Raw genomic sequence first — 10,643 nt, 5'->3', positions numbered from 1 at the left:
CTTCGTTGTTAAAACCCCCCCGGGGGGGGGGGGGGCGGGGGGCCGGGGGCCGGGGGGGGGCCGGACCAGGGGACGTCAGGGCCGGATCAGGGGACGATGGAGTCGATGTAACCGCCGTCGACCCGTACCGCCGCGCCCGTGGTCGCGGAGGCGAGCGGCGAGCTGAGGTAGACCACCATGTTCGCGATCTCCTCGGGTTCGATCAGCCGCTGGAGCAGGGACTGCGGGCGGTGCTCCCGCATGAAGGCCCGCTGCGCCTCGTCCCAGGGCAGGTCCTTGCCGACCATCTGCTGGACGAACTCCTCGACGCCGCCGGTGTGGGTCGGCCCGGCGAGCACGGAGTTCACCGTGACGCCCGTGCCGGCCGCCGTCTTCGCGAACCCGCGCGCCACGGCGAGCAGTGAGGTCTTCGAGACGCCGTAGTGGATCATCTCGGCGGGAATCACGATCGCGGAGTCGCTGGCGATGTACTGCACGCGGCCGAACCCGCGCTCGACCATGCCGGGCAGGTAGGCCCGGGTGAGCCGGACGCCCGAGAGGACATTGGTCTCGAAGTAGCGACGCCACTCGTCGTCGGTGATCTCCAGGGCGGGTTCCGCGCCGAAGATGCCGAGGTTGTTGCAGAGGATGTCGGTGCGCGGCAGCGCGTCCAGCACGGCGCGCGTGCCCTGCTCCGTGGCCACGTCGCCGGCGACGCCGACGAAATCACCGCCGGGCGTGGCGTCGCGCAGCTGCTCCAGCGCCTTGTCGACAGACTCGTCCGTGCGTCCGTTGACGGCGACGCGGGCACCCGCGCCGGCCAGGCCTGCCGCGATGGCCGCGCCGATGCCCCGGGTGGAGCCGGTCACGAGAGCGGTCTTTCCCGCGAGGTCGATACGCAAGAGTCCGGTTCCTTCCGTCTGAAGCCGAGAGGCGTGTGCACGGTCGCTGCGGTCCGGCCGCGCACGATCATGGGTCCGGCCCATTGTGCGGCCGCCCGGCGCCGGGCCCCCGCCGCCCGCGCTCCCCCGGTGTGTCGCCGGGGGGCGGCGGTGTGTGTCGCCGGGAGGGGGCGGCGGTCCAGAACGGCCGGCGGCACCGCTCAGGCCCGCACGCACTCCGGCGACGGCGTGCCCGTACCCCGTATGTCGTCGAGGTGGTCCTCCACCCAGCCGCGTACGGCGCCGAGCGGCACCGCCACGCTCTCGCCGAGCGCGGTCAGCGCGTACTCCACATGGAGCGGCACGGCGGGGTAGACCGTCCGGTCCAGGAATCCGAAGTCCTCCAGCCGTCGCAGTGTGTTCGTCAGGACCTTGGGGCTGACGCCCTGGAGCCTCTTCTGGAGCGCGCCGAAGCGCTGCGGCCCCTCCTCCAGCGCGCCGATCGCGAGCGCCGCCCACTTGTTCGCGAGCAGGCTCAGCACATCGCGGCACGGGCAGAGCTCCGCGTAGACGTCGTGGTCGGCATGGAGCCCTGTCTTACAGGCCATGGCCATCGTGTGTCCTTCCGTGTCGCGGGAAACGCCGCTCCGACGTGCATACTTCCTTCCGGATAGTAATGGTCCTTGCCGGATACCAATACCCCGTGGGTAGCGTGAAGCGCGTACCGGGGACCGGAGCTGTTCCGCCCCGTCCTTTCATGCTTCCCAGGAGAGCCTTCATGAGCAGCGACGCCACCATGCGTGCGATCACCCAGGACACTCTCGGCGGACCCGAGGTCCTGCGCCCGGCCCGCCTGGCCACGCCGGAGCCGCTGCCCACCGAGGTGCAGGTCAAGGTGCACGCCGCCGGCGTGAACCCGGTGGACTGGAAGTCCCGCGCGGGCGGCGGGATGGCCGGTGTGCTGGGCGATCCGCCGTTCGTCCTCGGCTGGGACGTCTCCGGCGTCGTGACCAAGGTGGGCTTCGGTGTCCACACGCTGAAGGCCGGCGACGAGGTCTACGGCATGCCGTGGTTCCCGCGCCAGGCCGGCGCCTACGCCGAGTATGTGACGGCGCCGTCCCGGCAGTTCGCCCTGAAGCCGGCGACGATCGGCCACGAGCACGCCGCGGCCGTGCCGCTGGCCGCGCTCACCGCCTGGCAGACGCTGGTCGACACGGTGCGGGTGGAGAAGGGCCAGCGCGTCCTGATCCACGCCGCCGCGGGCGGCGTCGGCCACTTCGCCGTGCAGATCGCGAAGCACCTGGGCGCCCACGTCATCGGTACAGCCGGCGCGGGGAATCACGACTGGCTGCGCTCTCTCGGCGCCGACGAGGTGGTCGACTACACCTCCGTACGCTTCGAGAAGGCCGTCCACGATGTCGACGTCGTGGTCGATCTCGTCGGCGACGATGTCGACTCCACGAGCACCCGCTCGCTCGACACCCTGCGCAGCGGGGGCGTCATCGTCGCCGTGCCGTCCGGCGTGTCGCCCGCTCTCGCCGACATGGCGAAGGAGCGCGGCCTGCGGGCGAGCGCCTTCCTCGTCGAGCCCGACGGCGCCGCTCTGGCGCGGATCGCGGACCTGATCGACCAGGGCGCTGTCCGTGTCGAGGTGGCGGACGTCCTGCCGCTCGACCAGGCCGCCGAGGCCCACCGGCGCGGTGAGGCGGGCCACACCCGCGGCAAGATCGTGCTGCGCGTCGCTCCCTGACACCGCCGCCGCGCGCGGACGCCACCCGGCCACGCTCTCTCTGGGCGGCGTGTTCATCCGGCCGTGTCTCCCCGCCGCCGGCCGCGCAGCCGGCCCAGGAGTCCGGCCCGCGAGGCGTGCCGCGCATCGGGCGCTTCCGGCCCGGGCCGCGAACCACCGTGCCCCTGGGAGCTTCTGCCGCAGGCGGACGCCGCGATGACGCGGCCGGTGCGGGCGGGTTCCGTTCGCACCACCTCTCCCCTCGGGGACGCCTGGCGCGCGGGGGTGCCTGCGCGCGAGGCGGCCGGGAGCGGCGCGCCGACGGGCGGCCTCCCCGCCGCGGCGACGGCCTTCGCCCTCTGGACAGGCAAGGGGCCGCCGCTGGGCCCGTCTGCCCCGAGGGGCAGCCGCCGTGACAGAAGCGAAGGGACCGATGCGCCGGGGCAGGGCGCAGGGGCCGGGACGCGGGCCGATGCCGGGATCGGCGGCGGGGTCGGCGATGAGACGGTGGGCGGGGCAGCGGCGCCGGCCGGTGCCTGCCCGAGGGGCGGGACTGGACCCGGAGCCGGAGCCGGAGCCGGAGCCGGAGCCATCGCACTCTCGTCGGAGCCGACGGCTGCCGCGGCATCCTCCTCGGCCCCCGAGCTCTCCGTACCGGATCGGCCGCCGGACCTCGGGTCCTCGGAGCGCGCAAGCTTCAAGAGCGCCTCCAGCCGCGCCGCGTGCCGGGCGATCTCCTCGGCGTCCTGCGCCACGGCGAGACCGTCAAGGACTGCCCTCGCCCGCTCCGTCGTCGGCTTGGCGGGGACCAGGCGGGGTCGCAGGCGGGTGACGCGTACTCGCTCGGACGCGTCGGGGACAAGTCGGTCGAGCTCCGAGGCCGGCAGCGCCGCGGACGCGGCGGCCAGGCGCTCCGGGAGCCCCTGCGCCTGGCGCAGCAGCGCGTCGGTCCGACGGGCCCGCCAGTTGCGGCCCCGGCGATCGCCTTCGTCGGCGAGAGTCCGCAGCGGCTCGGGCAGGCGCCCCCGCAGGAGCGCGGGCTCGACCGCCGCGAACGCGACGAGTTCCTCCGCGAGATACAACCACACCACCGCCCGGTACCGGTTCAGATAGAACCGCGCCGGCGTCAGCGCTCCGCCGCGCGCGAGCCTCACGAACCGGCCCGGGCTGATGCCCATCAGCTCCGCGCCCCGTGTCGTGTCCACGGTGCGCACCCGCTCGCGCAGGCGGTCCGGGAAGCCGTCGGCGGACCGCAGCCGATCGAGCTCGCTCCGCGCGACCCGGCGGCGGCCCTGCGGGCCCCACACCGCCGTCCTGATGTGTCCCAGCTCCACCGCGAGCTCGAACTCGCCCCGCATCAGGCCCAGTTCCCGCGCGGCCCGATTCACTCCCAGCATCTCCCCCTCACTCGCGTCCTCGCTCCGCACACGCACACTGTCCGCCATACCGCTACTCCCCCGTGACGCACGGCCAACGTCAGGCCGCGACTACTCTCGGTGATGACCGTAGCGCGAGGCCGGCACACTCCGCGACCGCTGTGGACAAACCCTGTGGACAAGTCCGCGGTATCCGAGAAAGTGCGAGGTCATGGCAGGTGGTGCGGTCGGCTCAGCGGGTCAGACGCCGTCGACGAAGGTGTCCCGGCTCCGCGCGGAGATCCCGAGGTGCTCCCCCACCCGGTTCACCAGCAGGGTCATCTCGTAGGCGATCTGCCCCACGTCGGCCTCGGCCGTGCTGAGCACGCAGAGGCAGCTGCCGTCCCCGGCCGCGGTGACGAAGAGCAGCGCTTCGTCGAACTCGACCATGGTCTGGCGTGGTTGTCCCGCGTTGAAGTGGCGGCCCGAACCGCGCGCCAGGCTCTGCAGGCCCGAGGCGACGGCGGCGAGGTGTTCCGCGTCCTCTCTGGGAAGACCGGTACTCGCCCCCGTCACCAGACCGTCGTTCGACAGCACCAGCGCATGCCGTATGTGGTCGACCCGCTCTGTCAGATCGTCGAGCAGCCAGTCGAGTCCTTTGTCCGCCGCCATTCCCACCCCTTCGAGTCCGGCCGTTCGATGTCCGCCGACGGCCGTGCCGTAAGCCTCGCGCACCGTCCTGCCGTGGGCAAGGAGTGCCCCTTTCCCGGGGAGTCGCGGCACGGTTCCGGGGAGTCGCGGCACGGCACGCGCCGCCACGGCCGATGATGTCGGCCATGAGCGATCGAATGAACGAGAACGAGTGGCGGGCTTTCCTCTCCGAGGGGACACGCACCGCGAAGCTGTCGACCGTCAGCGCCGACGGGTCGCCGCATGTGGCTCCCGTCTGGTTCCTTGTGGAGGGCGGGGACCTGGTGTTCAACACCGGCAAGGAGACGGTGAAAGGCCGCAATCTGCTGCGCGAGGGACGCGCCGCGGTGTGCGTGGAGGACGAACGCGAACCCTTCGCGTTCGTCGTGGTGCGCGGGCCGGTGACGATCAGCGAGGAACCCGGGGAGCTGCGCGATGTCGCGACCCGGGTCGCCGCCCGCTACATGGGCGCGGAGCGGGGAAAGATGTTCGGCGAACGCAACGCCGTGCCGGGAGAGCTCGTCGTACGGCTGCGCATGGACAAGGTCACCGCGTTCTCGTCCGTATCGGACTGAGCGCGTTCGGACGGCGCACGTCCGGACAGCGGTTGAGCAGAGGCGGCGGGCGGCAGGGAGGCCGTGGCGGGCAGGCGTGGCGCGTAAACGTTGCACGTCGGCGGGCAGGCCCGCACCTCGCCGCCGCCTCGGCTCACGGGGCACCACTCGACTCAGCAGCAGACTTCAGCCCGGCGGAGACTCCGCCAGGGCCCCGCTCCGGCGTTGCGCTCCGCCGACGCAGCGCTCCCCCGCCCGGCGTTGCGCTCCGCGGGCGCGGCACCCCGTGTCCCGACGTCGCGCTCCGCGGGCGCGGCGCCCCGTGACCCGACGTTGCGCTCCGCCGACGCGGCACTCCCTCGCCCGTACTTCGGGACCCTCCAGCCGTCTCTTCGCGGACCAGAGCGGACCAAGGACGGCGGCGGGGGCGGCGAAGGGTGCCGCCGGACGCGTCCCCGCCTCAGCCCTGCCGCGTCGACAATCCCTCCACGGGGCCCGAGAGTGCCGCCTTGAAGCTGCGGCTGATGTCGTCCGCCAGGACCTCCGTCTCGCCCTTCTCCAAGGCGTCGGCCAGGGCGGTCGCGACCGTTCGCGGGTCGTTCTTGGGCACGTCGAGGTCCTTGGTCATGTCGGTGTCGGTGTACCCGAGGTGCACACCCACCACCTGGGTCCCGGCCGGGCCCAGCTCAAGCCGCAGGGAGTTCGTGAGCGACCAGAACGCGGCCTTCGACGCCCCGTAGGCCCCGTGCCCCGCCACCCAGGACAGCACGGAGTGGATGTCGACCAGGGCGCCCCCGCCGTTGCGCGCCAGCACCGGAGCGAACGCCTGGGCCACCCGCAGCGCCCCGAAGACGTTCACCTCGAAGACCGCCCGCACCTCGTCCGGGCCGGCCTGGACGATCGGTCCGCTGCCGGGCACGCCCGCGTTGTTCACGACGATCGTCACGTCTCCCGCCGCCTTCACGGCCGCCGCCACCGACTCGGCGTCGGACACTTCGAGCGCCAGGGGCACGATCCTGGGGTCGGCCTCCTCCCGCGGCTTCCGCGCCGTCACGTAGACCTTCGCCGCGCCGCGCTCCAGCAGCTCGCGCGTGAACGCCTTCCCGAGTCCCCGCTGCCCGCCGGTGACCAGTGCCACCGCACCGTTGATCGTGGTCATGTCCCTCTCCTCCAGCATGCGCGACACCCGCCCCTTCGAAAGAGGCGTAAGCAGTTTGCTTATGTCGCTCAGACTTCGAGCATGCTGACTCCGATGGACATAGTCAAGTAGAGTTGGCGTATGTCATGGACAGGGACGGAGCGGTACGGCCTGCGGCGGGCGCCGGCGGGTCTCGCGCTCGTACAGGACCTGGTCAACACCAAGGGGATCGCGACGTACGCCGCCCCTGACCTGCTGGCCACCGTGGACACGGCTTCCGCGTGGGCGACGGCGGCGGTGGACGCCTGGGCGGAGACACACGACACCGAGGTGCCGGAGGACACGGCGCGGCTGACCGAGGACGATCCGCGCAGGCTGCGCGAGCTCAGGGCGGTTGTCGGCGGCCTGCTGGCCCCCGGGACCGGCGCGCGGCCCGTGGCGACCGATATTCCGGAGACATCGGTCCGGCTGGCCCCTCGGGCCGATGGTCAGGTGGAGATCGTGCCCGTGGGGACGGGTTCCGCGTGGATCGCCTCCGCGGTCTGGTCCGAGGTCCTGCTGGCGCAGTTGAGCGGCCGGTGGCCACGGCTCAAGACCTGCCGCAACGAGGCCTGCGCCTCGGCGTTCTACGACACGTCCCGCAACAACAGCGGCGTCTGGCACTCCGTCCGCACCTGTGGGAACGCGGCGAACCTGCGCGCCTCCCGCGCCCGCAAGCGGCAGCGCGAGGTGGCAGAGGCAGAGGGGGCCGCCGAGGGGGCGACGAACGGCTCGCCGCCCGCGACCATGGAGCCATGACTCATGATCTGACCCGGGTACGCGACTTCTTCGGCGCGCGGGCCGCCGGCTGGGAGGCGAAGTTCCCCGACGACGGCCCGGCCTACGCCGCCGCCGTCGAAGCGCTCGGCCTGCCTCCGGGCGGCCGGGTCCTCGACGCGGGGTGCGGTACGGGGCGCGCCCTGCCTCCGCTGCGCGCTGCCGTGGGCCCCGGCGGGACCGTGCTCGGCGGGGACGTGACGCCGGAGATGCTGGCCGAGGCCGGTCGGCGCGGGCGGCGGGAGAGCGGGGCGCTGCTGCTGGCCGACGCGGCCGCGCTCCCGCTCCGCGACGGGGCGCTCGACGCGGTCTTCGCCGCCGGGCTGATCGCCCACCTGCCGGACCCCGTGAGCAGTCTGCGCGAACTCGCCCGCGTGGTGCGACCCGGTGGCCGCCTCGCACTGTTCCATCCGGTGGGCCGGGCTGCGCTCGCGGCCCGGCAGGGGCGGCGGCTCACCGAGGACGACCTGCGTGCGGAGCCCCGGCTGCGACCGCTGCTCGCGCGTTCCGGATGGCGGTTGGAGACGTACGTGGACGAGGACGACCGGTTTCTCGCCCTCGCCGTACGCGCGGACGCCCCGCACTCCGGACGGTGACTGGTTTCGCGTCCTCGCCGCGCGCGGGCCGAGCCCCGTCCGGGCGCCAGACAGGGCGGGGACGGGGCCCCGACGGAGCGGGGACGAACCAGGACAAGCGTAGTTACGCAGGTGAACGGGGGCGCGCAGGGGCCTCGACGTCCGGGTTACCGACTGGTTAGGGTCTCCGGCAGCCGACAGGACGGGAGTTGCTGGTGACCGCCGCGCAGGAGGCGTCCGACGAGGACGCGCTGTACGTACTGACCGCGACGCTGCTGACGCCCGCTCAGTTCCCCTCGGTACTGGGCGACGACTTCGCGCAGGCGTGCGCCGCGCTCGCCCTGACGCCGGTCGAGCGCGGGTACGGACTGGTGCTGGGCCAGGACGGCACGGGTGCGCGGTGGACCATGGTGGTGGACGACGTGTCGCTGGTCGCCGTCGCGATCGCGTCGTGGGACTGCGGCATGGAACACGATCTCTCCCCTCGCGAGGAGACGGTGATAGCCGCCCTGCCCGGCTGGCCGCTGGCCCTGGCGATCGCCGCTCCTGGCCTGCCGGAACCGCACGACCCCGTGGGATCGGCCGATCCGCTGACTCCGCCCGACACGAGTACCTGGGGCTCCGCGCAGCGGAGGCTCGGGGCCGACGAGATCGCCGCGCAGTGGTTCTCCTGGCGTCAGGCGTTCGACGCCCCCGCCGACCCGCCGGACGGAGCCGAGTCTCGACCTGGGCCCGAGGCCGACACCGGGACGCCGGGCTCTCGCCCTGACCCTGCGGTGGAGGTCGAGGGTTCCGGACGGACGGAATCGGTGACCGGGCGCGGGCCAGTGGCCGGCACAGGCCCGGGGACGGCCCCCGAAGGTCCCGGGAGCGAGGGGTCCTCCGGTTCGGCTACCAGGACGGTGACGGAACCTGGTACCGAGTCCGGAGCCGGGACCGGAATGGCCCACGGCCAGCCGGGAGCAGGAACGGAGACAGGAGCAGGAACGGGGACGGGCCCGGGAACGGAGACAGAGGCAGGAACGGGAGCGGAGACAGGGGCCGCGGCCGGGAACGGCTCGCCGACGCCGCCCGGACCCTCCCACCCCGGCGTGCACCGCGTGCTCCGTGACCTGCACGGCTACGTCGCGCAGCCGCCGCCCGTCGGGCGTGTGCGCTCCAGCTTCGCCCCGGAGGGGGCGCGTACGCTCCGGGCCGACGGTCCCGGCTGGTCGTTCGTGGCGCGAACCGACGACATGGCGTTCGTCCTGCTCGACGACGAGCCCGGCACGGTGCTGCCCGTCGGACGCGGTCCCGCGCTGCCCGCGCTGCTCACCGACCTCGACGCCATGGCCGTACGTCCCGTATGACGCGAAAGCACCGCCCGCGCTGTGCGGGCGGTGCTCCGAGCGGCGTCAGTTCCGGACGGTGGTCAGCGGCCGAGCTCCTTCTTGCTGAGCCTCCGCAGCCGCTTGCGCTGCGACGAATCGAGCGCAAAGTACGCGACGGCGGGCACGCCCACCATCACGATCAGCGCGATCCAGAAGCTGGTCATGATCCACAGAACGAGGCCGACGGCCACTCCCCCGACAGCGATCTTTGCCCTTGTCGACATCTACGACGCCTCCTCTGCGGCTGTCGCCGCTCACTGCTTGATGTAACGCACGGGTGCGTGCATCAGTTCCACTATGCGTCCGCGCGCAGCGGTTCGCCGACCTCGTGCAGGTGCCCGAGCGCCTGGCGGTAGGAGTCGATCACTCCCGTCTCCGTGTAGGGGATCTCCAGCGAGCGGCAGTGTGCGCGCACCAGCGGCTGCGCGAGCCGCAGGTGGGGCCTTGGCATGCTCGGGAAGAGGTGGTGCTCGATCTGGTAGTTCAGCCCGCCGAGAAACCAGTCCGTCAATGCCCCGCCGCGGATGTTCCGCGAGGTCAGGACCTGCTTGCGCAGGTGGCCCAGCGTCTCGTACGTCTCCGGGTCGGGCATCTCCATCCCCTTGTGGTTGGGCGCGAAGGACATGCCCAGGTGCAGTCCCAGGAGCATCTGGTGGATCAGCAGGAAGACCAGCGCCTGCGGCAGGGACAGGGTCGTCACCAGAAGTGTGACGTAAGCGACGACGTGGATCGTGAGCAGTACCGCCTCGCGCGTCCGCCGCGCCCGCGGCATGTGGGCGTCGTCACGCGAGAAGACGGCCCGGAATCCGTGGATCTTGAGTGCGATGCCCTCCAGCGTCGTCAGCGGGAAGAACAGCCAGGCCTGGTGCCGGGTGAGCCAGCCCGCGAAGCCCGTGCGGACCGCCGCGTGGTCCTTGCTGAAGACGATCACGTCGGGCGCGATGTCCGGGTCCTTGTCGACGTGGTTCGGGTTGGCGTGGTGCTTGTTGTGCTTGTCGTTCCACCACTCCTGGCTCATCCCGAGCAGCAGGTTCGCGTGCACCAGCTGCACCAGGCGACCCTTGGCCCGGTCCGCGGTGATCTGCGAGTGCCCCGCGTCGTGGCCGATGAACGCCATACGCGCCGTGATGACCGCGAACGGGGGCGCGAGGAGCAGGGCCCACCAGGAGGGGCCCAGCGCGACGAGGCCGAAGACGACGGCGGCCAGAACGATCAGGTTGACGGTTATGGTCCGCGCGTACCAGGCGGTCCTGCGTTCCAGGAGCCCCTGCTCCCTCACCTGGCGGAGCAGTGGCGCGAACTCACTGCCTGTAGTCGTGCGGGCGGACGCGACGGGTGCGGGGGCCCGCTCCGGCTCCGCCTCAAGGGCGGTGGCGACGGCCTGGGACATGAGGGGTCTCCGGTCTGAGGTCGGGCGGGCATGGCCGCGTCGGTCTGACATGCGTCGCGCTCACTGCGCTGACCTCAACAAACCTAGGATCGGCGGGCGTTCGCGACCATGGCGGCACCACCCGGTCCCGCGGTCGCTGACCCCCCGGGCCGCGGTGGTGCTGGCC

At 72.6% G+C, this 10,643-nt stretch carries 12 protein-coding genes; 5 read left to right on the top strand and 7 right to left on the bottom strand.

What is annotated here, in order from left to right; translation table 11 throughout:
* Nucleotides 1-86: 86 nt before the first annotated feature.
* Together LCE31_RS29825 and LCE31_RS29820 are read right to left on the bottom strand one after the other, a co-directional pair.
* Nucleotides 87-881, bottom strand: a complete 795-nt coding sequence (locus LCE31_RS29825; protein ID WP_225019808.1) for an SDR family NAD(P)-dependent oxidoreductase — start codon at nucleotides 879-881, stop codon at nucleotides 87-89.
* Nucleotides 882-1,081: 200 nt separating this feature from the next.
* Entirely contained in the window at nucleotides 1,082-1,474 is a 393-nt protein-coding gene (locus tag LCE31_RS29820; RefSeq protein WP_225019806.1) for a winged helix-turn-helix transcriptional regulator, read from the bottom strand.
* Nucleotides 1,475-1,638: 164 nt separating this feature from the next.
* On the opposite strand from LCE31_RS29820, the gene LCE31_RS29815 reads away from it, so the two are divergent.
* The gene (locus LCE31_RS29815; protein WP_225019804.1) at nucleotides 1,639-2,610 is read left to right on the top strand and encodes an NADP-dependent oxidoreductase; all 972 of its coding nucleotides are present in this window, start codon (nucleotides 1,639-1,641) and stop codon (nucleotides 2,608-2,610) included.
* A 53-nt stretch (nucleotides 2,611-2,663) separates the two neighbouring features.
* On the opposite strand, the gene LCE31_RS29810 is transcribed toward LCE31_RS29815, so the two are convergent.
* Together LCE31_RS29810 and LCE31_RS29805 are read right to left on the bottom strand one after the other, a co-directional pair.
* Nucleotides 2,664-3,986, bottom strand: a complete 1,323-nt coding sequence (locus tag LCE31_RS29810; protein ID WP_225019802.1) for a DUF6397 family protein — start codon at nucleotides 3,984-3,986, stop codon at nucleotides 2,664-2,666.
* A gap of 219 nt (nucleotides 3,987-4,205) precedes the next feature.
* Entirely contained in the window at nucleotides 4,206-4,616 is a 411-nt protein-coding gene (locus LCE31_RS29805; RefSeq protein ID WP_225019800.1) for a roadblock/LC7 domain-containing protein, read from the bottom strand.
* A 164-nt stretch (nucleotides 4,617-4,780) separates the two neighbouring features.
* Between LCE31_RS29805 and LCE31_RS29800 the strand changes: the two genes are divergently transcribed.
* Entirely contained in the window at nucleotides 4,781-5,209 is a 429-nt protein-coding gene (locus LCE31_RS29800) for a PPOX class F420-dependent oxidoreductase (RefSeq protein ID WP_225019798.1), read from the top strand.
* 439 nt (nucleotides 5,210-5,648) lie between these two features.
* On the opposite strand, the gene LCE31_RS29795 is transcribed toward LCE31_RS29800, so the two are convergent.
* Nucleotides 5,649-6,347 (bottom strand): SDR family oxidoreductase, encoded by a 699-nt coding sequence (locus LCE31_RS29795; protein WP_225019789.1) that lies wholly within the window; start codon nucleotides 6,345-6,347, stop codon nucleotides 5,649-5,651.
* Between the two features lie 120 nt (nucleotides 6,348-6,467).
* On the opposite strand from LCE31_RS29795, the gene LCE31_RS29790 reads away from it, so the two are divergent.
* The 3 genes from LCE31_RS29790 to LCE31_RS29780 all read left to right on the top strand — a co-directional run bounded on the left by LCE31_RS29790 (nucleotide 6,468) and on the right by LCE31_RS29780 (nucleotide 9,066).
* Nucleotides 6,468-7,124 (top strand): CGNR zinc finger domain-containing protein, encoded by a 657-nt coding sequence (locus LCE31_RS29790; RefSeq protein ID WP_225019787.1) that lies wholly within the window; start codon nucleotides 6,468-6,470, stop codon nucleotides 7,122-7,124.
* A complete protein-coding gene (locus LCE31_RS29785; protein ID WP_225019785.1) occupies nucleotides 7,121-7,738 on the top strand; it encodes a class I SAM-dependent methyltransferase in 618 nt (205 codons plus the stop codon). The genes LCE31_RS29790 and LCE31_RS29785 overlap by 4 nt, the downstream gene beginning before the upstream one ends.
* 188 nt (nucleotides 7,739-7,926) lie before the next feature.
* The gene (locus LCE31_RS29780) at nucleotides 7,927-9,066 is read left to right on the top strand and encodes a hypothetical protein (RefSeq protein ID WP_441349427.1); all 1,140 of its coding nucleotides are present in this window, start codon (nucleotides 7,927-7,929) and stop codon (nucleotides 9,064-9,066) included.
* A gap of 62 nt (nucleotides 9,067-9,128) precedes the next feature.
* On the opposite strand, the gene LCE31_RS29775 is transcribed toward LCE31_RS29780, so the two are convergent.
* Entirely contained in the window at nucleotides 9,129-9,311 is a 183-nt protein-coding gene (locus tag LCE31_RS29775) for a hypothetical protein (RefSeq protein ID WP_225019782.1), read from the bottom strand.
* Nucleotides 9,312-9,382: 71 nt separating this feature from the next.
* The gene (locus LCE31_RS29770) at nucleotides 9,383-10,477 is read right to left on the bottom strand and encodes a fatty acid desaturase family protein (RefSeq protein ID WP_225019780.1); all 1,095 of its coding nucleotides are present in this window, start codon (nucleotides 10,475-10,477) and stop codon (nucleotides 9,383-9,385) included.
* Between the last annotated feature and the right edge of the window lie 166 nt (nucleotides 10,478-10,643).

Source organism: Streptomyces sp. 8L, assembly GCF_020176795.1.
Taxonomy (GTDB): Bacteria; Actinomycetota; Actinomycetes; order Streptomycetales; family Streptomycetaceae; genus Streptomyces.
This window is presented reverse-complemented; position numbering and strand designations above follow the sequence as displayed.

Coding starts and splice junctions, on each gene's coding strand:
- LCE31_RS29815 (WP_225019804.1), top strand. CDS start 1,639: ATGAGCAGCGACGCCACCATGCGTGCGATCACCCAGGACACTCTCGGC.
- LCE31_RS29785 (WP_225019785.1), top strand. CDS start 7,121: ATGACTCATGATCTGACCCGGGTACGCGACTTCTTCGGCGCGCGGGCC.
- LCE31_RS29795 (WP_225019789.1), bottom strand. CDS start 6,347: ATGACCACGATCAACGGTGCGGTGGCACTGGTCACCGGCGGGCAGCGG.
- LCE31_RS29810 (WP_225019802.1), bottom strand. CDS start 3,986: ATGCTGGGAGTGAATCGGGCCGCGCGGGAACTGGGCCTGATGCGGGGC.
- LCE31_RS29805 (WP_225019800.1), bottom strand. CDS start 4,616: ATGGCGGCGGACAAAGGACTCGACTGGCTGCTCGACGATCTGACAGAG.
- LCE31_RS29800 (WP_225019798.1), top strand. CDS start 4,781: ATGAGCGATCGAATGAACGAGAACGAGTGGCGGGCTTTCCTCTCCGAG.
- LCE31_RS29770 (WP_225019780.1), bottom strand. CDS start 10,477: ATGTCCCAGGCCGTCGCCACCGCCCTTGAGGCGGAGCCGGAGCGGGCC.
- LCE31_RS29820 (WP_225019806.1), bottom strand. CDS start 1,474: ATGGCCATGGCCTGTAAGACAGGGCTCCATGCCGACCACGACGTCTAC.
- LCE31_RS29775 (WP_225019782.1), bottom strand. CDS start 9,311: ATGTCGACAAGGGCAAAGATCGCTGTCGGGGGAGTGGCCGTCGGCCTC.
- LCE31_RS29790 (WP_225019787.1), top strand. CDS start 6,468: ATGTCATGGACAGGGACGGAGCGGTACGGCCTGCGGCGGGCGCCGGCG.